Below are 19811 nucleotides of genomic sequence, written 5' to 3' on the forward strand. Positions count from 1 at the left end.
TGCCGCTCATATGAGCATTGCTGCACGTTTGAGAGTGACATGGATTACAGCACTGCGTCCCGGGGGAGTCAAGGGGCGCACCACAGCCGCCTCGTCGGGCAGGCGGCGGCCGCGAGGGTGTGTCAGCGCTCGATCAGCGCCTGGTCAGCGTGGAGGGAGACGCAGCAGCGCTGCCGCTGCGCGGTCGTCGGTGACGAGGCTGCTCAGGATCCCGGACCGGCAGACGGCGGCGATGGCGGCGGCCTTCTCGACGGAGCCCGCGACGGCCATCACGCGAGGCGTATGCCTCAGCTCGTCGGCGGTCACCGAGATGCGGCGGCGGCTCACGTCGGTCTCGATGACCGAGCCGTCCGCGCGGAAGAAGATCCCGGCGATCTCGGCCACGACGCCCTCGCGCTCGAGCTCGGCGCGCTCCTCGTCCCGCAGCAGGGGCCCGAGCTGGGTGATGGGCGGGTCCCACGACCCGACCGCCACGACGGCGAGCGCCAGCTCGCTGTAGCGGCTGAGGGCGGCCTGGATCGAGGGGTCGCTCCGGAACGTGTCGGCAGCAGCCTCGGAGGCGGCGAAGAGGGGTGCGAAGACCGCCACGGCCTCGACGCTGGACCGCCCGCTGATGCGGCGGATGACCTCCACGGGGGACTGGCGCAGGTCGTTGCCGACGGTCCCGGTGAGCTGGATGACGGTGCTCGGGGGGAGGGCCGGGAGCTCCTCGCCGATCGCCACGAGCGTCCGGCCCCAGGTGAGGCCGAGGACGTCGCCGTCGCGGATGGTCCGCGCGATGCGGGGCGCCGCGGCCCTGGCAAGGCGGCGCCTGTTGTCGTCGCCGGTGTCGCCTGCCTTGACGACCACGCACTCGTCGAGACCGAGGTGGCCGGCCAGCTCGGCCGACAGCGCGTCGCGCGGCTCGTCGCGGTCGTGGATCTCGATGGTCACGACGCCCTGCTCGCGAGCCTGCTGGAGGAGCCGCGCGACACGGAAGCGGCTGATCGAGAACTCGTCGGCGAGCTCGGTCTTGGAAGCGTCCTCGAGGTAGAAGCGACGAGCGATCGTCGACAGCAGCCGCCACTGCGCCTCGTCCATCCCAGCCCCCGCTCGCTCGGCTCGTACGTCGTGCGACGACGAAGGCCAGGTCCCGGTCGGGGCCTGGCCTTCGTCGAGTTGGTACGCCATCAGGGACTCGAACCCCGAACCCGCTGATTAAGAGTCAGCTGCTCTGCCAATTGAGCTAATGGCGCAGGCGGTGAAGCGAGTAGAACTCTACCGCCTCGTGATCGGTAGGCGAAATCGAGGGGGGGCTGGTCAGAGCTCCGCGAGGACGGCCTGCGCGGCGTTGTGCCCACCGAGGCCCGACACGGCGCCGCCGCGACGCGCGCCGGAGCCGCAGAGCAGCACCGCGTCGTGCCAGGTCTGGACGCCCCACTGCTGGGCGGGCGTGTCGAGGCGCGCGCGGTTGGGTGCCCACGGCCACTCGAGGTCGCCGTGGAAGATGTGGCCTCCGGGCATCGCGAGGTCCCGCTCGACGTCCTGCGGGATCTTCGCCTCGATGCAGGGCCGGCCGTCGGCGTCGGTGGCGAGGCAGTCGGCGAGCGGCTCGGCCAGGACGGCGTCGATCGAGGCGAGCGCACGCTGCACGGCGAGGTCGCGGGCGCCGGGGTCGGCGTCGAAGATCCCGGCGGGGGTGTGCAGGCCGAAGTAGGTCAAGGTGTGCGCCGACCCGGCGCGGTCGCCGAGGATCGAGGGGTCGGTGAGGCTGTGGCAGTAGACCTCGCCCGGCATCGGGTCGGGCACGCTGCCGGCGGCGGCAGCGGCGTACGCCCGCTCGAGCTGCGCGTAGTCCTCCGCGAGGTGGAGGGTCCCGGCGAAGGCGACGGCCGGGTCCTCGCCGGACCTCAGCGCGGGCAGCCGGTCCAGCAGGAAGTTGATCTTGAGCTGTGAGCCCACCGGCTTGGTCTGGGCGTCCTCGCCCTCGCCCAGCAGGATCCGCAGCACCCACGGGGCGACTCCGGACAGCACCCGCCGCCCGGTGACCGAGCGCTGCTGGCTGCCGTCGTGCCAGGTGACCTCGGCGCCGTCGGGGCCGGGGGTGATGGCGCTGACGCCGGCGCCGGTCACGATCTCGGCGCCAGCCTCGACCGCGGCCTTCGCGAGCGCGTCGGTCACCGCGCCCATCCCGCCGATCGGCACTCGCCACTCGCCGGTCGCGTTGCCGATCAGGTGGTAGAGGAAGCAGCGGTTCTGGACGAGCGACGGGTCGTCCATGGAGGCGAAGGTGCCGATCAGCGCGTCGGTGGCGACGACGCCGCGCACCGTGTCGTCGCTGAACCGGTCGACGATCGCGCGACCGAGGGGCTGTTCGACGACGTCGGCCCAGGTCCGCGGCTCGACCAGGGCGCGTACGTCACGCTCGAGGGGCAGGGGCTGCATCAGCGTCGGCGCCACGACCTCGGCCAGACGACCGATTTCGGCGTAGAACCCCTGCCATGCGGCGTACTCCTCGTCGCCGCCGGTGAGCTCGCGGAACGACGCGCGCGTCGCCTCGCCCTCGGGGCGCTCGACGAGCAGGCCGCCGGTCCGGTCGTCCCGCGTCCACGGCGTGTAGGACGCGGTGGTGCGGGAGGCGAGCCGGACGTCGAGGCCGAGGTCTGCCATCAGCTGCTCGGGCATGAGGCTCACGAGGTAGGAGTAGCGCGAGAGCCGGGCGGGCTGGCCGGCGAAGGGCTCGACCGACACCGCGGCCCCGCCGGTGTGGCCGAGTCGTTCGAACACGACGACGGAGAGTCCTGCGCGGGCCAGGTAGGCGGCGGAGACGAGGGCGTTGTGGCCGCCGCCGACCACGACGACGTCATAGCTGCTGTTGCCGGGATTCACCGATCCAACGTAGACCCTCGGCGCGGCGTGGCCCGTCGACGCCTCCGGGCGTCAGGCCGTGAACGTGTCGTTGGGCACGATGACGGCTCGACCGGTGACCTCGCCGTGTGCCAGGTCCCGGTAGGCGGAGACGGCGTCCTCCAGCGGGTAGATCGTCGTCTCGGCGTGCAGGAGACCCCGGTTCGCCAGGTCGAGGACCTCCACCAGCTCGCGCCGGTTGCCCCAGTAGGTGGTCTGGACGCTGGCCTCGTAGGGCAACCCGAAGAAGGAGACGGGCAGGGTGCCGCCGCCGATGCCCACGATGGTGACGTCGCCCAGCTGGCGTACGCACGCGGCGGCGGTCGCCAGCGTCTCGTCGGAGCCGACGAAGTCGAGCACCACGTCCGCACCCCGGCCACCGCAGGCCTCGCGGATCCGGGTCGCGGTGTCGGGGCTGGGAGCCAGCACCAGGTCGGCGCCGAGCGCCGAAGCCTGGTCACGGGCGCTCTCGCGGCCGTCGACGGCGATGACGCGCGTCGCCGTGACGGCCTTGAGCACCTGGAGGCCGAGGTGGCCGAGGCCGCCCACGCCGATCACCACCGCGGTGGTGCCGGGGCCGAGCTTGCCCAGCGAGCGGCGTACGGCGTGGTAGGGCGTGAGCGCGGCATCGGTCAGCGGTGCGGCGTCGACGACCTCCAGACCGTCGGGCAGCGGGACGAGGTGGCGCGCTGCGGGGACGAGCAGGTAGTCGGCCATGCCGCCGTCCATGCCCAGGCCGCCCCCGCCGCCCGCGACGGGTGCCAGGTCGGGACGCTCGCAGTAGGTCTCCATCCCTGCCAGGCAGTGTGCGCAGGTGCCGCAGCCCCAGGCGCCGACGACCGCGACGGCCTGCCCGACCTCGAGCCCGGTCACGCCCTCACCGAGCGTGTGCACCCAGCCGGCGTTCTCGTGCCCCAGGGTGAACGGCGGGTTCCAGGGAACGGCACCCGGCTCGAACTCGTGCATCAGGTGCAGGTCGGAGTGGCAGGCGCCCGCGGCGCCCACCTGCACCAGCACCTCGCCGGGTCCGGGCTCCGGGCGCGGCACCTCTTCGAGCACCGGCTCGCTCTTCCACTCCTTCAGACGCAACGCGCGCATGTCGACCTCCTCAGGCTCGACTCCAGCCTCCTCCCGGCAGGCGGCGCGGAGCAGGGCCCTTTGCCGTCGTTCCGCGGGCCCAAGGACCCTTCGTGCCGGGCCGCGCTCGGCGAAGAGTGGAGGCACAGGACCACCGAGGAGGACGTCATGACCCAGCAGCCCGCCCCCGCCACCACCGCCCCGCGGATCGTCGTCGGCGTGGGACCCGAGGAGGTCGAGTCCGCCCTGGCCTTCGCGGCCGCCGAGGCCGTACGCGTCGGGTGCGGCCTGCACCTCGTGCACGCCGTCAGCCTCGTCCCACCGGGCCCCGACCAGGTGCTCCTCCCCGCGATCGACCTCGAGGCGTGGGGCGCCGAGCGCCTCGCCGAGGTCGTCAAGCTGGCCGACGACCTGGTGCAGGGTGCCGTGCCCGTCACGCACGAGCTCCGCCGCGGCACGCCCGTCGGCGTGCTCGTCGACGTCGGTCGCACCGCGCGGATGGTCGTCCTGGAGCACCGGCACCTGTCCCGGCTGTCGCGGATCGTGAACCGTACGGTCGCCGGCGGCGTGGCCGCACACCTGCGCATCCCGGTCGTGGCGGTCCCGAGCGGCTGGCACGAGGACCAGCGCCGCGGCGTGGTCGTCGCCGGCATCGACGTGCCGGACCGGTCGGAGGAGGTCCTGCGCGCGGCCCTGGCCGAGGCGAACGCCCGTGGCGCGCGACTCCGGCTCGTCCACTCGTGGTCGCTGCCGGGGCCCTACGAGGAGTCGCTGCCGTCGGACGAGGTCCGTCGGTGGTCCGACCGCTCGCGTGCCGAGGTGCGCGCCGCCCTCGACGCCATCGGGGACCTGTCGGCGGCGATGGACGCCGACGTCCAGGTCGTCCACGGCCGTGCCGCCGAGACGCTGGTCGAAGCGTGCACGGACGCGGAGCTGCTGGTGATCGGGCGCCACGACCCGCTCGTGCCGATCGGGTCGCACGTCGGGCCCGTCGCGCGAGCGGTGCTCAGGGAGGCCACCTGCCCGGTGCTGCTCGCGAGCCCGCGACCGCACCGTGCGGCGTACCACCCGTGACGGTCAGCCGCGGCCGAGGAGCCGCGACAGGAAGCCGCCGCTGCCGCCGGTGCTGCTGGCTGCCTTCTCGCCCGCGGTGTGCTGGCCGTTGCACCAGTCGTTCGCGGGGACGCCGGCCTTGACCTGCCCGACGTGCTGGCCGCAGCCGGCCCATGTGGTCTTGCCGCAGGTCTTGCATCGAACTGCTCGGCACATGGTGGATCTCCTTCTCGGTTGGATTTTAGGGTCAGACGAGTGCGGGGAGTGCGGTGGCGGCGGTGTACGCCGCGACGACCAGCACGAGGCCGGTGAAGGCGGCCGAGAGGCGTCGGGTGTCGACGCGGTCGGCGAGCCGGGCACCGGCGACCGCGGCCAGCGCGGCCGCGACGGTGAGTGCGGCCACCAGCGACCAGTCGGGCGCGGTGCCGGTCCCGGCGCGCGCGGCGAGGGCGACGGTGCTGGTGATCGTGATGACCACCAGCGACGTGCCGGCCGCGAAGTCGACGGGGAGGCTGAGCGCGAGCAGCAGGGCCGGCACCACGAGGAAGCCGCCTCCGACGCCGAGGAAGCCGGTGAGCAGGCCGACGACGGTCGCGGTCACCAGCACCTTGAGGGCGCGCGGGCACCGACAGGCGAAGGTGGGGCTGAAGGTGATGATCGGGTCGTCGATGCCGGGGTGGCGGGTGCTCCGGTCTGTCGCGGTGTCGTGCCGCCCGCGCCACTGGCGTACGGCGAGCGCACCGCCGACGAGGAGCATCAGCGCGGCGAAGGCTGCCAGCAGGACCGGCTCCGGGACCGCGCTGGAGGCGCGGGCGCCCGCCACGGCGCCGCCGGTGGCGACGAGGCCGAAGGCCAGGCCGCGCGCCAGCAGCACGTTGCCGGCGCGGTGGGCCGTCACCGCCCCGGCGAGCGAGGTCACCGCCACCACGACCAGCGAACCCGTCGTGGCCTGCGCCGGCCCCTGGCCGAGGGCCACGAGCACGGGGACGGCGAGGATGGAGCCGCCGCCGCCGAGCGCACCCAGGCTGAGCCCGATGAGCGCGCCGGCGACGACGGCGAGGAGGAGCTCGATCACGCCTCGGGTCCCACGAGGTGGAGGCCCACCCGCTCGGCGTTGTCAAAGGTGTCGTCGATCGCCACGAGCGTGCGGCCGGCGGCGTCGAGCATCGAGGCGGCGACCGACGCGCGGTAGCCACCTGCGCAGTGCACCCAGACCTCGCCGGGAGGCACGTCGCCGAGCCGGGACGTCAGCTCGTGCAGCGGGATGTTGACCGCGCCGTCGATGCGGGCGGCGTCGTGCTCGTCGGCCCGGCGCACGTCGAGGACGACCACCTCGCGATGGTGGCGCACCTGGGCGAGGTCGGCGAAGGTCGCGGTCGAGAACGAGCTGAGCTCGCCGTCGCTCCAGTCCTGGGGCCCGCCGGTGGCGTGGGCCGCCGGCCGGTCGATGCCGATGCGCACCAGCTCGCGCTGAGCCTCGGCCACGTGCTCGGCGGTCTCGCCGAGGAGCGTGATCGGCGTGCCCCAGGCGACCAGCCACCCGAGGTAGGTCGCGAAGCCGCCGTCGAGGCCGAAGTTGAGCGTGCCCGGGGCGTGTCCGGCTGCGAACGCGGTGCGGTTGCGCAGGTCGACGACCCACTCGCCCGCCTCGATCCGTCGGCGCAGCTCGGTCGCGTCGGCGACGGCCGGGGGAGACAGGTCGGGCTCGGAGGGGCCGGCGGCGTTGGCCGGTGCCATGTGGGCGTAGTAGGCCGGCCACGGGCCGAGGCCCGCCAGCAGCTCCTCGACGTAGGTCTGCTCGTCCTGCGTGAGCACCGGGTTGGCCTGCTTCTCCCGGCCGATGGTCGACGACGTCGCGTCCGACTGGGTGGCGGAGCAGAACGAGCCGAACCCGTGCGTCGGGTAGACCTCCGCCTCGTCGGGCAGCAGGTCGGCGAGCCGGTGGGCAGAGGCGTGCTGGTGGTGCACGAGCTCGTGGGTGTGCTCGGGTCCGAGCAGGTCGGGACGTCCGGTCGCGCCGTAGAGCAGCGACCCGCCGGAGAACACGCCGACGTGCTCGTCCCCGTCGAGCCCGCCGTCGGTGAGGAGGTAGGAGAGGTGGGTGAACGTGTGGCCGGGGGTTGCCAGCGCAGTGATGCGCATACGTCCACCCACCTCGACGACCTGTCCGTCCGTTACGGGGGTACGGGAGAAGGACACGTCGTCCTCGCCATTGACGAGGTACTGGGCACCGGTCCGCTGCGCGAGCGCGAGGCCGCCGGTGACGTAGTCGTTGTGGATGTGGGTCTCGAAGACGTGGGTCAGGCGTACGCCGTGCTCGTCGAGCAGGGTCAGGACCCGGTCGATGTCGCGCTGCGGGTCGACCACGAGCGCCACCTCGCCGTCGTGCACGAGATAGCTGCGGTCGCCGAGCGTGGGCGTGTCGATCACGAGGACGGTCAGGTCGGTCATCACAGGCCCACCCCGATCGCACGACCGGAGGCGATCCAGGCCTTGGTGCCGCCGGCGACGGACACGGCGTCGAAGCCCTGGGCGACGAGCAGGTCGGTCATCGCCTTCGAACGGTTGCCCGAGGCGCAGATGACGTGGACCCGGCTCGAGCGGTCGAGCTCGCCGAGGCGGGAGGCCAGCTGGCCCATCGGCACCAGGAGGGCGCCGGGGACGTGGCCCTGGGCGTACTCGCCCCGCTCGCGGACGTCGACGGTGATGCCGTCCTCACGCTCAGCGGCGAACTCCTCGAGGGTGATCTCGGGCGTCGGGTGTGACATGCGAATCCTCTCGTGCTCGGGTGTTCCAACCTGTCGACAAATACCCTAGGGGGTATCTGGGCGGAATGCAAAAACACCCCGGGGGGTATGCTTGGTGCATGACTACCTACACGCTGTCGGTCGAGATCGCCCGCCCCTACACGGAGGCAGTGGACGCCACGCGCGCAGCGCTGGCCGAGCAGGGGTTCGGGATCCTCACCGAGATCGACCTCGCCGCCACCATGAAGACCAAGCTCGACGTCGACCTGCCCCCGCAGGTCATCCTCGGCGCGTGCCGCCCGCCACTCGCCTACGAGGCGATCCAGGTCGACCCGTCGATCGCCGCGGTGCTGCCGTGCAACGTCGTCGTACGCTCCCTCGACGACTCGACCACCCTGGTGGAGGCCTTCGACCCGGACGCGATGATGGGCCTGTCCGACTCCGGCGCGCTCGACTCCGTCGCCGCGGACGCCAAGCAGCGCCTGACCGCGGCCCTCGCCGCCCTGGCCGCGCCTACCGAGGAGGACTGATGCAGCTCGACGCCGACGAGATGACACCCGTCATCAACCGCATCAAGCGCGCACAGGGGCAGCTCGCCGGCGTGCTGCGCCTGCTCGAGGAGGGCCGCGAGTGCGAGGACGTCGTCATGCAGCTCGCAGCCGTGTCCAAGGCACTCGACCGGGCCGGCTTCGCGATCGTCGCCAGCGGGCTGCAGCAGTGTCTCCTGGCCGGCGACGGCGAGGTGGACAGCCTCGACGTGAAGAAGATGGAGAAGCTCTTCCTCTCCCTGGCGTGACCACGGGATGAGGCGCGCCCCTCGCCCCAGCCGTAGTGTCGATCGGTGAGGGAGAGGAGATCGCATGAGCACGTGGAGGGAGCGCGTCGACGACCGGCTCGGTGACCCGATCTGGTGGAACGACGTCCTGCAGCTGGTCAAGACGGTGCTCGCGGCGGTCGTCGCGTGGGTGATCGCGGCGAGCCTGCTCGAGCTGCCACAACCGTTCCTGGCGCCGTGGGCGGCGCTGCTGGTGGTGCACGCCACCGTCTACAGGACATTCTCCAAGGGCATGCAGCAGGTCGCCGCGACCGTCGTCGCGGTGCTGCTCGCCACCGCGGTGGGTGAGGCGCTGGGACTGAGCACCTGGGCGATCGCGCTGCTGCTCGTGGTGGCGCTCGTCCTGGGAGCCGTCCCGTGGCTGGGGGCGGAGGCGACCACCATCGCCACGACCGGCCTGGTGGTCCTCACCACCGGGTTCGAGAGCGACGTCATGCTCATCTCGCGGCTCTACGACACCGGGATCGGCGTCGCCGTCGGCCTGCTGGTCAACGTGGTCGTGTGGCCGCCCCTGCGCAGGCACACGGCCGCCAAGGCGGTGGACCGGATCGACGACGGCATCGGCGAGCTGCTCGTCGACATGGCCGGCGCGCTGGGGGAGGGCTGCCAGGAGGAGGACGTCAGCGGCTGGATCGAGCGCACGCGAGACATCGACGCCGACCTGGACCAGGCCTGGGCGCTCGTCCGGCAGGCACAGGAGAGCGCCCGGCTGAACCCGCGGCGCCAGGCGCGCGCGATGCGCAACCCCGAGCACTGGCACGGGCTGCTGCGACGCATGGAGCAGGCAGTGGCCGAGACCCGCAGCCTCGCGCGCACGCTGGGTGGCCAGGGCTCGCACCGCGAGACGTGGGGCGAGGCCTTCGCCGACCAGTGGATCTCGATGCTCGGCGACGCCGGCCGCGCCACCAGTGACGCCGACCCGGGCGCGCTGCTCGACGTACGCCGCCGGCTCGAGGTGCTGACGGAGGACCTCCGGTCCACCGAGCGGTCGCCCGAGTGGCCGATCTACGGCGCGCTGATCATCAACCTGCGCAACATCGTCGACTCGATGGACCGCGTCGCCGAGGCCAACCCGATGGGGGGCCCGCCGCTGCCGCTGCGTGTGCCGGTCCGCCGGCGAGCGGCAGGCGGGTAGCGGGACCTTCGCCTCTGGCCCTGCGCGACCGCCGGCATGAGGATCGTCGTGAGGAGGGAGGCGACGTCGTCATGCGGACGATCCGGATGCCCGCCTCCGCCCGGGCCCGGTCGTCGACCGTCCTGCTCCTGCCGATCGGTCTGGTCGCCCTCGCCGCCGGGGTCGGGCTGGGACCGCGCCACTACGCCGAGGAGGGCTTGACCGCCACCGCCGCGACCGGCGTCGTCCTCCTCGCCGCGGGAGCTGTGCTGGTGATCTGGGGGACCATCCGCATCCTGGCCTCCATCCGGCGCAGGTGGTGGACCCCGGTTGCCCTCCTGGTGCTGGTCGCCACCTTGCTGTCCTTGTGGACACTCGGCCAGGCGGTAGCCGCGGCGTACGCACCGCGCCCCGAGCTGGGTGAGCGCACGCCGGCCGACCTGGGAGTGGCGTTCAGCGACGTCACCTTCCCCAGCGGCGACGGGGTGGAGCTGGCCGGCTGGTACGTCCCCACCCGCAACGGCGCCGCCGTCGCCCTCATGCACGGAGCCGGGTCCACCCGGTCCGGGGAGCTCGAGCACGCAGCGGTGCTCGCCGAGCACGGATACGGGGTGCTCCTCTTCGACGCCCGGGGCCATGGCGAGAGCGAGGGGCGGAGCATGGACTTCGGGTGGTACGGCGAGGCCGACGCCTCGGGGGCGGTGGACTTCCTCGCCGGACAGTCCGGCGTCGCTGCTGGACGCATCGCGCTGGTCGGCACGTCGATGGGAGGAGAACAGGCCATCGGTGCCGCCGGAGCGGACGGCCGGGTCGCCGCAGTGGTGGCCGAAGGGGCCACCAACCGGGTGGCGGCCGACAAGGGCTACCTCGAGGCGGCGTACGGCGCACGCGGAGCGGTGCAGCAGCGCATCGACGCCGTCACCTACTGGTTCACCGACCTGCTGAGCGACGCGCCTCGGCCCCTTCCGCTGCGCGACTCCGTGTCGATCGCCACCAGCCGTTCCGACCCGACTGCCTTCCTCCTCGTCGCCGCCGGCAGGAGGCGCGACGAATCACTGGCCGCCGACTACCTGCAGCAGCGGGGCCACGGCCTCGTACAGACCTGGACCGTGCCGGACGCCGGCCACACCCAAGCCCTGGAGACGGCGCCCGACGAGTGGGAGGAACGGGTGCTCGACTTCCTCGACGACTCATTGGACGGGCGACGATGAGAGGCGCCCGAGAACGCTCCCGAGAAGGAGGGACGTCATGGAGAGGATCATGTGGCTCGTGCTCGGGGGCACCGCCCTCGTCGCGGCACTGCGGGCGGGGCAGAGCCCGCGCGCACTCAGGGTGGGCCGATGGGCACTCGGCATCCTGTTCACCGTGTTCGGCGCGGCGGTCAACGCCGCCTACCTGGCAGCCGACAACGGCTACTACGACGAGTTCGCAGAGCCGTCCCCGTTCGCGTTCGTGAGGGACACGTGGGAGTCGCTGGTCCTGTCCCACCAGTGGTTCTTCATCGGTCTGCTGATCCTCGGTGAGGCCATCGCGGGGACGCTCGTCCTCCTCGGTGGACGACGGGCCCAGGCCGGGCTCATCGCCCTGATCGTCTTCCACGTGGGACAGCTGGCCTTCGGCGGCGTGCTGTGGGTGTGGGCCCCGCTGATGCTGGTGACGCTCTCGCTCATGCTGCGCGCCGAGCGCAGGGTCGAGCGAACGAGTCGAGCCCCCGACCTGGTCGGGTCGGGGGCTCGATCTGCTTGGGGTGAGTAACGGGACTTGAACCCGCGACATCCGCCACCACAAGGCGGCGCTCTACCAGCTGAGCTATACCCACCATGTCCCGCGGCGCTCGCGCTGCGGACGACGAGAAGTGTAGGGCACTCAGCCCGCGGAGTCGGAATCGGGACCGGCGTCCTCGCCGAGCCCGGTCAGCCGGCCGCCGTGGCGGGCCGCGATCTCCTTCGCGCGGGCGCTGTCGGGGCCGGGCGGGGGCACGAAGACGGCCTCGCGGTAGTAGCGCAGCTCCTCGATGCTCTCCTGGATGTCGGCCAGCGCGCGGTGGTTGCCGCGCTTGGTCGGCGCGGCGAAGTAGGCCCGGGGGTACCACCGGCGCGAGAGCTCCTTGATGGAGGAGACGTCGACGATGCGGTAGTGCAGGAACGACTCCAGGCCGGGCATGTCGCGTGCCAGGAAGGCCCGGTCGGTGGCGACGGTGTTGCCGGCCAGCGGCGGTCGGCTGCCGTCGGGGCAGTGCTCCTTGATGTAGGCGAGCACCTGCTCCTCGGCCTCGGCCAGCGTCGTACCGGTGGCGAGCTCGTCGAGCAGCCCCGACTTCTCGTGCATCGACCGGACGAACTCGACCATCTGGTCCAGCGACTCCTGCGACGGCTTGATGATGACGTCGACTCCCTCGCCCAGGACGTTGAGCTCGAAGTCCGTCACGAGCGCCGCCACCTCGATGAGCGCGTCCGCGCCCAGGTCGAGGCCGGTCATCTCGCAGTCGATCCACACCAGTCTGTCGCTCACGACGGGCCACCCTACTGGGGTGCTCTCAGCCTCGACTCAGCCTCACCTCCTAGGGTCGGGGGTGCAACACCTGCAGATCACCACACCGAACGACGAAGGAAGCCTCGATGGCGCAGAAGAAGAGCTCGCACAGGAGCGCTGAGGAGAAGGCGGCGACCGCGGCCAGGCGGGAGGCACGGCGCGCGCGCACCGAGCGCGCCCGCGCGGAGGCCGAGGAGCGGCGCAAGAAGGCCAAGCGCAAGGAGCAGCTCACCCGCTTCGGCCTGATCGCGGGCGTGCTGGTCCTCCTCGTCGGCGGCTACTTCCTCGTCACCAACCTCGGTTCGGACAAGCCGGACACGCCGCCGGAGGGCGCGACCGACACCTACGGGCTGCTCGTCGGTGAGGCCGACGCCCCGAAGGAGATCGTGATCTACGAGGACTTCCTCTGCCCCTTCTGCGGCCAGCTCGAGCAGACCGTCGGCGACCAGCTCGACGCGGCGGTCGAGGCGGGCGAGGTCAACGTCGAGTACCGCCCGCTCCCGTTCCTCGACCGGATCAGCGACTACTCGCCCGCGTCGGCCAACGCCTTCGCCGTCGTGCTCGACGAGTCCGGGCCCGACGTCGCGAAGGCCTTCCACGACCTGCTCTTCGACAACCAGCCGTCCGAGTCCGGGCCGTTCCCCGACGACGACCAGCTCGTCGAGTGGGCCGTCGAGGCCGGCGCCGAGGAGGACGCCGTACGCCCCGGCATCGAGGACATGGCCTTCGAGGGCTGGGTCGAGGCGGCCGGGGACGCGGCGGGCGACGCCGACGTCGACTCGACGCCGACGGTCCTCGTCGACGGCGAGCGGGTCGAGGGCGAGACCCTGGCCGACATCGCCGAGGCGATGGTCGGGCCGACGGGCTGACACACTGCGGGCGTGAGCCTCACGTCCTTCATCGCCGGTCTCCCCAAGGCCGAGCTGCACGTCCACCACGTCGGGTCGGCGTCGCCGCGGATCGTCTCCGAGCTCGCCTCGCGCCACCCCGGCGCCGGCGTCCCGTCGGACCTCGACGAGCTGCGGAGGTTCTTCACCTTCCGCGACTTCGCCCACTTCATCGAGGTCTACCTCGCGGTCGTCGACCTGGTGCGCACGCCCGAGGACGTCCGGCTGCTGACCTACGAGGTGGCGCGCGAGATGGCCGAGGGCCAGCACCTCCGGTACGCCGAGCTCACCTGCACGCCGTACACGTCCGTGCTGCGCGGCATCCCGATCGAGGCCTACACCGAGGCGATCGAGGACGCGCGGGTGGCGGCCGAGCGCGACTTCGGCCTGGTGCTGCGGTGGATCTACGACATCCCCGGCGAGTCCGGGATCCCGGCGGCCGACGCGACCCTCGCGTACGCGCTCGAGCACCGCACCGACGCCCTGGTGGGCTTCGGGCTGGGCGGTCCCGAGATCGGGGTGCCACGGGCACAGTTCGAGGAGCACTTCACGCGAGCCCGCGCCGCGGGCCTGCGGTCGGTGCCGCACGCGGGCGAGACGACCGGTCCCGAGACGGTCTGGGAGTCGCTGCGGTTGCTCGGCGCCGAGCGGATCGGCCACGGCGTCTCCGCCGCACAGGACCCGGAGCTGCTCGCCCACCTCGCCGAGACCGGGGTGGTGCTCGAGGTCTGCCCGACGTCCAACATCGCCACCGGGGCCGTCGAGCGGATCGAGGCGCACCCGCTGCGCAGGTTCGTGGAGGCCGGGGTGACGGTGACGATCAACTCGGACGACCCGCCGATGTTCGCGACCACGCTCAACAACGACTACGAGGTGGCCGCCGGCCTGCTCGACCTCGACGAGCGCGGCGTGGCCGACCTGGCCCGCGCCGCGGTGGACGCGTCCTTCGCCCCCGACGACGTCAAGGCGCGCATCGGTGCGGAGATCGACGACCACGTCGCGGCGTACGCCGGGAGCCGCTGACCGCTGACCTCCGGGTCAGGACTCCACGCGTCGCCGCTCCGCGCGGTGCGACGGCTTCGGCGTGCTGGTGGGGTCCAGGACGGCCATGACGTACAGGAGTGCGCCGATCGCGGCGAGCACGCCGATCACGGTCATCAGGGTCGTGCTCATGTCGTACGTCATCGGGTTCCTCGGTCTTCTCGGGTGCGATCTGGGGGACGATCCCGGGACCGGTACCCGTGCGGAGGTGCCGCATGAGCGTCGCCCACCCTCAGGGCGGTACCTCGATGGGTAAACGCCAGTCGGACACGTGTCCTAGCCCGTTGGGGTATGACCGGCAGAGGTCGACCGTGCCTACCGTCGGCAGCTGGGGGCGGCGCCTGTCGTCCTGCGGGAGGCGTTTCAAAACTCGGAGGGAAAAATGCCACACATCACACATGCAGCACGGCGGTTCGCCGGAGGATTCGTGATCGCTCTGGCGATGTCCGTCGGACTGACCTCGTTCACCGTCGGCACTGCTTCGGCCGCCGAGACCTCGAGCCGCTCGGTCGTGGGCAAGTCCGACCTCGGCAAGATCACGAGCAAGGTGGTGGGTCGCACCTCGAACGGTGACCGCGTCAGGGGCTCGTTCACCCCGATCAAGACCGTCGACCGCGACGGTGTGCTCTACATGAAGGGCTTCCTGCGCGGGGTGATCAAGGACGCCGGGCCCAACACGAAGTTCTCGGGCGTGAAGCTGATCCCCGTCAAGAAGATCAACGGTCAGTCGCTCGTCGACGGACGGATGGCGTCCAGTGCGGCCGCCTGCGACATCCTCAACCTGGTGCTGGGTCCCCTCGACCTCAACGTCCTGGGGCTGGAGATCAAGCTCCAGCGCGTCGTGCTCGACATCGTCGCCGTGGCGGGGGCCGGCAACCTGCTGGGCAATCTGCTCTGCGCCGTGGCAGGGCTGCTCGACGGTGGCCCGCTCGCCGGGCTCCTCGGCCAGTTGCAGACCCTGCTCAACCAGATCCTGGGGCTGCTCAACCTCGGCGTCTGATCGCCGCGACGGCCCGGGGTCGGGGGACGAGCTCCTCCGACGCCGGGCCGCTCGGCACGTACTCGGCCCCGCTACCTCATACGTGGCGGGGCCTGGCCACATCCTGACGTGGCCAGGCCGCGGGGTCGGGGAGGCGGAGGGGCGTGTCGGGCAGAAGCGCAGACACAGCGCCCCCGGCAGGACTCGAACCTGCAACCCACGGATTAGAAGGCCGTTGCGCTATCCATTGCGCCACGGGGGCTGGGCGCCGCCAGTATCCCAGCAGCGCCCAGCCCGTCCGTTGCTCCCCCCGATGACCCTTACGGGTCGATGACGATGGTGCAGGTGATCGTCCGCGGCGACGGATCGATCTTGATGCCGGCGTAGGTCGCCGAGTCGTCCCAGCCGGTCGCGGTGGTGGTGTCTGCCGTGACGCCCGTGTTGGTGCAGGAGATGGCCCCGACCAGGCTGGTCTCACCCGACCCGCCGTCCCGGAAGTTGACCTGGAGATCGGCCAGCGGGGCGTTGACGAAGGTCGCGACGCCCGTGCCGGTCGGCTGGTTGTCCGAGCAGTTCGTGCCCGTCACGACCGTCACCGCCACGTTGGTCTGCGTGGCGCCGCCGTACCCGGGGGGCGGTGTCGTCTCGTTGACCGTGTAGTTGCCGGTCGCGAGCCCGGGCACGCACACCTCACCGATGTCGGGGTCGGAGTCACCCGTCCCGTTGTCGGTCACGGTGCCGCCGGTGTAGGAGAACACGGCGCCTGCTGTGGAGACCGCTCCGCCCTTGGTGCTGTTCTTGAGGATCTTCAGGGCGCCGAGCTGGAGCTCGTTGTAGTAGGTGCACTCGAGCACGTCGGTGTCGGCGTCGATGTCGAAGGTCACCTCGGCGCCGTCGAACGTCGGTGTCACGCCCACGCTCGCCGAGCAGTCGACGCTGTCGAAGGCCCAGTTGGTCGGGATCACGTCCTCGGTCACGGTGTAGCCGGTGCCGAAGAGCACACCGTTGAAGACCTTCTCACCGTCGTCCTTCAGGGTGAAGGTGTTGGCGGACGTGGGGTCCGTCCCGAAGGCCTTGGTGTAGCCGAAGTCCGTGACGTTCGGGTCCTCCTCCGGGATCGTCTGCTTGTGGATGACGACCTTGCCGCAGTTGGTGAGGTTGATGCCGACCGGTGCCACGAAGTCCTTGAGCTGAGAGGTGAACGCGTCGGAGGACCGGCTCTTCAGCATCGCGCTGCCGAACGACGAGCACTTGTTGGCCTGGAAGATCAACCGCAGGTCGAGCTGCGCCTCGCCGAAGGTGCGGGCCTGCTTCGAGCCGGCGTCGATGAGCCCGTCGGACTCGGCGAAGGGGATCGGCGAGGAGTTGATCGTGCCTGCGGCACACGGGTTGCCGCCGCAGGTTGCTGACGGGATGTCGAGGTCCGCGGGGTCTCCCCAGGCCGTACCGGACCAGGTCCGGGCGGTGATGTCGGCGCGCGAGCCTCCCTGGTCGATGGCGTACTCGAGCAGCAGGTCACCGGCGGTGCGTACCTTGTTGGGCCCGGAGGCGCAGCTCTCGCTCGACTGGTTGAACTCGAAGTCCATCAGCGTCGTGCCGCTCGGCTCCGACACGCGGCTCCAGGCGAGGTTGAGGAAGCCGGGGTGGCCACCCGTGCCGGCCTCGCGGTAGACGTGGAAGCTGAGCAGGTCGCTCTTGTTGGGTGGGATCGAGTCGGTGACCGCGCCGGGACACGACGTGTCCTCCTTGACGCCTCCGGCGTAGGAGTCGTCGCCCGTGCCGTTGACCTTGTCGGTCGCACGGGTCTCGGGGACGTTGGCCCAGTCGAGCGAGGGCGGGGCGGCGTCGTCGACCTTGAGGTTGGCGTCGACGTCTATCTCGAAGTTGCTGCCGGCCAGCGAGGCCTCGGCGTGGCTGGCGAAGGCCCCCGTCGAGGCCATGGCGATCACCAGGAGGGTGGCGCCGCCGACGGCGGCTGCCCTCCTGGTCCGGTGGGTGCGAAGGTGTGGATGCATGCCGAAAGCTCCCTGCGTGAAGGAATTCGGTCGCGGTCGACGTGGAGGTCGGGGCCTGGTGCCCGAAGGATCGGGTCTCGGCGCGCGCGCTGCGGCCGTGCGGAAGTGCTAGGACCTCCGATCGTGACCCGCCCACCCGTAGGGGTGCGCCGTCGCAGGCGTCACGATTCGACCCTGCTTCCCCGCAAGTCCTGTCACTTCGGTCAAGCGGGCCGACAGACTCGCCGCGGGTCCAGACCAGTCCAGACCAGTGCGGACGCAGACGGGCCGCCGACGGACGTGTCCGTCGGCGGCCCGGTGAGGTGCGCTCGCGTCGTCAGGCAGCGGCCCGCGCGGAGTCCTCGGTGCGCGCGGACTCCTCGCGCCACACGGTGCGCCCGCGCGGGGCGTCGTACGCCTCCTGGTCGAGGATGCCCTCACGCTTGGCGACGATCGTCGGCACCAGCGCCTGGCCGGTGACGTTGACCGCGGTGCGGCCCATGTCGAGGATCGGGTCGATCGCCAGCAGCAGGCCGACGCCCTCGAGCGGCAGGCCGAGGGTGGACAGCGTCAGCGTCAGCATGACCGTCGCGCCGGTGACGCCCGCGGTGGCGGCCGAGCCGATCACCGAGACGAAGGCGATCAGCAGGTAGTCGGTGACCGAGAGGTCGAGGCCGAAGAACTGCGCGACGAAGATCGCCGAGATCGCGGGGTAGATCGAGGCGCAGCCGTCCATCTTGGTGGTCGCGCCGAGCGGCACGGCGAAGGAGGCGTACGAGCGCGGGACGCCCAGGTTGCGCTCGGTCACCGACTCCGTCAGCGGCATGGTGCCCACCGACGATCGCGACACGAAGGCCAGCGAGATGGCCGGCCAGGCGCCGGAGAAGAACTGCCGCACCGAGAGGCCGTGGAGGCGGAGCAGCGCGGGGTAGACGCCGGCGATCACCAGGGCCAGGCCGGCGTAGATCGCGACGGTGAACATGCCGAGCGAGCCGAGGGCGTCCCAGCCATAGCTGGCGACGGCGTTGCCGAGCAGGCCGACGGTCGCGATCGGGGCGAGCAGGATGATCCACCACAGGACCTTCTGCACGACGGCGAGCGCGGAGCGTACGAACGCGAGGAACGGCTCGGCGGCGTCGCCGACCCTGAGGGTCGCGATGCCCACGGCGATGGAGACCACGAGGATCTGCAGGACGTTGAAGGACAGGCCCACGGAGCCGTCGCCGGACGCCGAGCCCTCGAGCCCGAGCACGTTGGCCGGCACCAGTCCGGTGAGGAAGTCGAGCCACGAGCCGGTCGTCGAGGGGACGGACGCCGCGTCGGAGGTGACGCTCGTGTGGTCGCCGGGCTGCAGGACCAGGCCGAGGACGATGCCGATGACGACGGCGATCAGCGCCGTGATGGCGAACCAGGCCAGGGTGCGCCACGCCAGGCGCGCGGCGCCGGTGACGTCGCGCAGGTTGGCGATCGAGGCGACGATCGCGAGGAACACCAACGGCGGGACGACTGCGCGCAGCAGCGTGACGAACGTGCCCCCGACCGTGGCGAGGGTCTCGGTGAGCCAGTTGGGGTCGATCTCACCGGTCGTGGCGTCGACGCCGTCCGCGCCCATGCTGCGGGCGACGAGGCCCAGGGCGACGCCGAGCACCAGGCCGAGCAGGACCTGGACGCCGAAGGATGGGAGCGTGAAGCGGGTCCGCTTCTCGGGCTCGATGACAGAAGTACTCATGCTGGAGGGCAACCTTTCGGGACCGTCCGGACGGGAGGCGGACGGTGGACGCAGCGGATGTCGGGATGTCGACGGGTCAGGCAGTGCGTCGATGGCGACAGAGCGCGCTCTCGGTGCGGGCGAGGTCGACGGCACGGCGCTGCGTCAGCAGGTCTCCGACTGTCAGGTTGGTGCACACGACCGGCACAACCTGTGGTGGCGGCCACTGATTCCGTGGTTCCGGTCACAGCCGAGGTGCCGGGTACCTAGGGTTCACGGCATGTCACGCCTCGCCACACGGCTCGTCGCCGTCCTCGCGCCCGTCGCCCTGCTCCTGCCCGCTGCCGCCCACGCCGAGCAGGCGACCGTCGACGACGCCGTCGGCGACGCGAAGGCGCTCAACTTCGCCTCCGAGCTGGGAGGGTTCCTCTTCGGGACGGAGACCGAGGGTCAGCCGGCCTTCCTCGACGCGCCGGCCGAGACGGCCACCGACATCACCCGCACGACCATCCAGCACGCGAAGCGCGTGACGGTGACCACCCACTTCCGCGACCTGGTCGAGAACGCGGAGCACTCCCTCGACCTGCGCTTCTTCACCCCGGACGGGCGCTACTCGCTGTCGGCCTCGCGGTCCGCGGACGGAACCGGGTACGCCCACCTCTTCCCGGCCGTCGTCGTCGCCAGCGAGGGCCCCGTGCGTCCGCGCCCCTGCCGCTCGGTGCGCGGGCGCTACGACGTGGTGGCCGAGACCGTGACGGTGTCGTTCCCCGCTGCCTGCATCGGCAAGCCTCGCTGGATCCAGGTCGCGTCCGGCGCCTTCCGGGTCCAGGTCACCCCCATCGGCGACGGCTCGGTCAACCTCGCCGGATGGGCCGACGACGCGTTCCGCTCGAGCCTGAGCGAGAAGAGCATGGGCCGGAGCCAGAAGGTCCGCCGGGGCTGAGCGCGGCGCCATGAT

General features: G+C 71.7%; 21 protein-coding genes and 3 tRNA genes. 10 read left to right on the forward strand and 14 right to left on the reverse strand.

Annotated features, from left to right (window positions below):
- Window positions 1–144 precede the first annotated feature (144 nt).
- The 4 genes from AC57BS_RS06150 to AC57BS_RS06165 all read right to left on the reverse strand — a co-directional run bounded on the left by AC57BS_RS06150 (window position 145) and on the right by AC57BS_RS06165 (window position 3984).
- Entirely contained in the window at window positions 145–1080 is a 936-nt protein-coding gene (locus AC57BS_RS06150; RefSeq protein ID WP_496410562.1) for a sugar-binding transcriptional regulator, read from the reverse strand.
- A gap of 79 nt (window positions 1081–1159) precedes the next feature.
- Window positions 1160–1235 (reverse strand) — tRNA-Lys (locus tag AC57BS_RS06155).
- A gap of 64 nt (window positions 1236–1299) precedes the next feature.
- On the reverse strand, window positions 1300–2868 hold the full coding sequence (locus AC57BS_RS06160; protein WP_496410563.1) for a phytoene desaturase family protein: 1569 nt from the start codon (window positions 2866–2868) through the stop codon (window positions 1300–1302).
- Between the two features lie 51 nt (window positions 2869–2919).
- Complete coding sequence (locus AC57BS_RS06165; protein ID WP_496410564.1) at window positions 2920–3984, reverse strand: NAD(P)-dependent alcohol dehydrogenase; 1065 nt, start codon at window positions 3982–3984, stop codon at window positions 2920–2922.
- 147 nt (window positions 3985–4131) lie between these two features.
- On the opposite strand from AC57BS_RS06165, the gene AC57BS_RS06170 reads away from it, so the two are divergent.
- The gene (locus AC57BS_RS06170) at window positions 4132–5037 is read left to right on the forward strand and encodes a universal stress protein (RefSeq protein WP_496410565.1); all 906 of its coding nucleotides are present in this window, start codon (window positions 4132–4134) and stop codon (window positions 5035–5037) included.
- 3 nt (window positions 5038–5040) lie between these two features.
- Here AC57BS_RS06170 and AC57BS_RS06175 read toward each other — a convergent pair whose 3' ends face one another.
- The 4 genes from AC57BS_RS06175 to AC57BS_RS06190 are packed head-to-tail and all read right to left on the reverse strand — an operon-like array spanning window position 5041 to window position 7784.
- Window positions 5041–5232, reverse strand: a complete 192-nt coding sequence (locus AC57BS_RS06175; protein ID WP_496410566.1) for a DUF8730 family Cys-rich protein — start codon at window positions 5230–5232, stop codon at window positions 5041–5043.
- A 31-nt stretch (window positions 5233–5263) separates the two neighbouring features.
- Window positions 5264–6091 carry a TSUP family transporter gene (locus tag AC57BS_RS06180; RefSeq protein WP_496410567.1) on the reverse strand — a complete coding sequence of 276 codons (828 nt, stop codon included), beginning with the start codon at window positions 6089–6091 and terminating at the stop codon, window positions 5264–5266.
- A complete protein-coding gene (locus AC57BS_RS06185; RefSeq protein ID WP_496410568.1) occupies window positions 6088–7467 on the reverse strand; it encodes an MBL fold metallo-hydrolase in 1380 nt (459 codons plus the stop codon). Before AC57BS_RS06185 ends, AC57BS_RS06180 begins: the two co-directional genes overlap by 4 nt.
- Window positions 7467–7784 carry a rhodanese-like domain-containing protein gene (locus tag AC57BS_RS06190; RefSeq protein WP_496410569.1) on the reverse strand — a complete coding sequence of 106 codons (318 nt, stop codon included), beginning with the start codon at window positions 7782–7784 and terminating at the stop codon, window positions 7467–7469. The genes AC57BS_RS06185 and AC57BS_RS06190 overlap by 1 nt, the downstream gene beginning before the upstream one ends.
- 98 nt (window positions 7785–7882) lie before the next feature.
- Between AC57BS_RS06190 and AC57BS_RS06195 the strand changes: the two genes are divergently transcribed.
- The 5 genes from AC57BS_RS06195 to AC57BS_RS06215 all read left to right on the forward strand — a co-directional run bounded on the left by AC57BS_RS06195 (window position 7883) and on the right by AC57BS_RS06215 (window position 11467).
- A complete protein-coding gene (locus AC57BS_RS06195; protein WP_496410570.1) occupies window positions 7883–8293 on the forward strand; it encodes a DUF302 domain-containing protein in 411 nt (136 codons plus the stop codon).
- A complete protein-coding gene (locus tag AC57BS_RS06200) occupies window positions 8293–8559 on the forward strand; it encodes a metal-sensitive transcriptional regulator (RefSeq protein ID WP_496410571.1) in 267 nt (88 codons plus the stop codon). The genes AC57BS_RS06195 and AC57BS_RS06200 overlap by 1 nt, the downstream gene beginning before the upstream one ends.
- 64 nt (window positions 8560–8623) lie before the next feature.
- Window positions 8624–9733 (forward strand): FUSC family protein, encoded by a 1110-nt coding sequence (locus tag AC57BS_RS06205; protein ID WP_496410572.1) that lies wholly within the window; start codon window positions 8624–8626, stop codon window positions 9731–9733.
- A 71-nt stretch (window positions 9734–9804) separates the two neighbouring features.
- Window positions 9805–10923, forward strand: a complete 1119-nt coding sequence (locus AC57BS_RS06210) for an alpha/beta hydrolase (RefSeq protein ID WP_496410573.1) — start codon at window positions 9805–9807, stop codon at window positions 10921–10923.
- A gap of 37 nt (window positions 10924–10960) precedes the next feature.
- Complete coding sequence (locus AC57BS_RS06215) at window positions 10961–11467, forward strand: hypothetical protein (RefSeq protein ID WP_496410574.1); 507 nt, start codon at window positions 10961–10963, stop codon at window positions 11465–11467.
- Here the strand turns inward: AC57BS_RS06215 and AC57BS_RS06220 are convergent.
- Both AC57BS_RS06220 and orn read right to left on the reverse strand, forming a co-directional pair.
- Window positions 11456–11531: transfer RNA gene (locus tag AC57BS_RS06220), tRNA-His, on the reverse strand. The genes AC57BS_RS06215 and AC57BS_RS06220 overlap by 12 nt on opposite strands.
- A 47-nt stretch (window positions 11532–11578) precedes the next feature.
- Window positions 11579–12223, reverse strand: coding sequence for an oligoribonuclease (gene orn / locus AC57BS_RS06225; protein WP_496410575.1), 645 nt, complete (start codon window positions 12221–12223; stop codon window positions 11579–11581).
- A gap of 107 nt (window positions 12224–12330) precedes the next feature.
- Here orn and AC57BS_RS06230 point away from each other — a divergent pair, with 107 nt between their 5' ends.
- Together AC57BS_RS06230 and AC57BS_RS06235 are read left to right on the forward strand one after the other, a co-directional pair.
- The gene (locus tag AC57BS_RS06230) at window positions 12331–13113 is read left to right on the forward strand and encodes a DsbA family protein (protein WP_496410576.1); all 783 of its coding nucleotides are present in this window, start codon (window positions 12331–12333) and stop codon (window positions 13111–13113) included.
- A 12-nt stretch (window positions 13114–13125) separates the two neighbouring features.
- Entirely contained in the window at window positions 13126–14154 is a 1029-nt protein-coding gene (locus AC57BS_RS06235; protein WP_496410577.1) for an adenosine deaminase, read from the forward strand.
- A gap of 15 nt (window positions 14155–14169) precedes the next feature.
- On the opposite strand, the gene AC57BS_RS06240 is transcribed toward AC57BS_RS06235, so the two are convergent.
- Window positions 14170–14304, reverse strand: coding sequence for a hypothetical protein (locus tag AC57BS_RS06240; RefSeq protein ID WP_496410578.1), 135 nt, complete (start codon window positions 14302–14304; stop codon window positions 14170–14172).
- 295 nt (window positions 14305–14599) lie between these two features.
- On the opposite strand from AC57BS_RS06240, the gene AC57BS_RS06245 reads away from it, so the two are divergent.
- Entirely contained in the window at window positions 14600–15172 is a 573-nt protein-coding gene (locus tag AC57BS_RS06245) for a hypothetical protein (protein WP_496410579.1), read from the forward strand.
- 168 nt (window positions 15173–15340) lie between these two features.
- On the opposite strand, the gene AC57BS_RS06250 is transcribed toward AC57BS_RS06245, so the two are convergent.
- From AC57BS_RS06250 to AC57BS_RS06260, 3 genes are all read right to left on the reverse strand, one after another.
- Window positions 15341–15413, reverse strand: a tRNA-Arg gene (locus AC57BS_RS06250).
- A gap of 58 nt (window positions 15414–15471) precedes the next feature.
- Window positions 15472–17166 (reverse strand): MSCRAMM family protein, encoded by a 1695-nt coding sequence (locus AC57BS_RS06255; RefSeq protein WP_496410580.1) that lies wholly within the window; start codon window positions 17164–17166, stop codon window positions 15472–15474.
- Window positions 17167–17482: 316 nt separating this feature from the next.
- Complete coding sequence (locus tag AC57BS_RS06260) at window positions 17483–18874, reverse strand: dicarboxylate/amino acid:cation symporter (protein ID WP_496410581.1); 1392 nt, start codon at window positions 18872–18874, stop codon at window positions 17483–17485.
- 259 nt (window positions 18875–19133) lie between these two features.
- Between AC57BS_RS06260 and AC57BS_RS06265 the strand changes: the two genes are divergently transcribed.
- A complete protein-coding gene (locus AC57BS_RS06265) occupies window positions 19134–19796 on the forward strand; it encodes a hypothetical protein (protein ID WP_496410582.1) in 663 nt (220 codons plus the stop codon).
- Window positions 19797–19811 lie beyond the last annotated feature (15 nt).

The organism is Nocardioides sp. BGA-UO-ETr-FS32, assembly GCF_059567905.1.

Excerpts from the sequence above, each read along its gene's own strand:
- AC57BS_RS06150 (WP_496410562.1), bottom strand. The coding sequence starts at position 1,080 with ATGGACGAGGCGCAGTGGCGGCTGCTGTCGACGATCGCTCGTCGCTTC.
- AC57BS_RS06165 (WP_496410564.1), bottom strand. The coding sequence starts at position 3,984 with ATGCGCGCGTTGCGTCTGAAGGAGTGGAAGAGCGAGCCGGTGCTCGAA.
- AC57BS_RS06170 (WP_496410565.1), top strand. The coding sequence starts at position 4,132 with ATGACCCAGCAGCCCGCCCCCGCCACCACCGCCCCGCGGATCGTCGTC.
- AC57BS_RS06175 (WP_496410566.1), bottom strand. The coding sequence starts at position 5,232 with ATGTGCCGAGCAGTTCGATGCAAGACCTGCGGCAAGACCACATGGGCC.
- AC57BS_RS06185 (WP_496410568.1), bottom strand. The coding sequence starts at position 7,467 with ATGACCGACCTGACCGTCCTCGTGATCGACACGCCCACGCTCGGCGAC.
- AC57BS_RS06190 (WP_496410569.1), bottom strand. The coding sequence starts at position 7,784 with ATGTCACACCCGACGCCCGAGATCACCCTCGAGGAGTTCGCCGCTGAG.
- AC57BS_RS06195 (WP_496410570.1), top strand. The coding sequence starts at position 7,883 with ATGACTACCTACACGCTGTCGGTCGAGATCGCCCGCCCCTACACGGAG.
- AC57BS_RS06200 (WP_496410571.1), top strand. The coding sequence starts at position 8,293 with ATGCAGCTCGACGCCGACGAGATGACACCCGTCATCAACCGCATCAAG.
- AC57BS_RS06205 (WP_496410572.1), top strand. The coding sequence starts at position 8,624 with ATGAGCACGTGGAGGGAGCGCGTCGACGACCGGCTCGGTGACCCGATC.
- AC57BS_RS06210 (WP_496410573.1), top strand. The coding sequence starts at position 9,805 with ATGCGGACGATCCGGATGCCCGCCTCCGCCCGGGCCCGGTCGTCGACC.
- AC57BS_RS06215 (WP_496410574.1), top strand. The coding sequence starts at position 10,961 with ATGGAGAGGATCATGTGGCTCGTGCTCGGGGGCACCGCCCTCGTCGCG.
- AC57BS_RS06230 (WP_496410576.1), top strand. The coding sequence starts at position 12,331 with ATGGCGCAGAAGAAGAGCTCGCACAGGAGCGCTGAGGAGAAGGCGGCG.
- AC57BS_RS06240 (WP_496410578.1), bottom strand. The coding sequence starts at position 14,304 with ATGAGCACGACCCTGATGACCGTGATCGGCGTGCTCGCCGCGATCGGC.
- AC57BS_RS06255 (WP_496410580.1), bottom strand. The coding sequence starts at position 17,166 with ATGCATCCACACCTTCGCACCCACCGGACCAGGAGGGCAGCCGCCGTC.
- AC57BS_RS06260 (WP_496410581.1), bottom strand. The coding sequence starts at position 18,874 with ATGAGTACTTCTGTCATCGAGCCCGAGAAGCGGACCCGCTTCACGCTC.
- AC57BS_RS06265 (WP_496410582.1), top strand. The coding sequence starts at position 19,134 with ATGTCACGCCTCGCCACACGGCTCGTCGCCGTCCTCGCGCCCGTCGCC.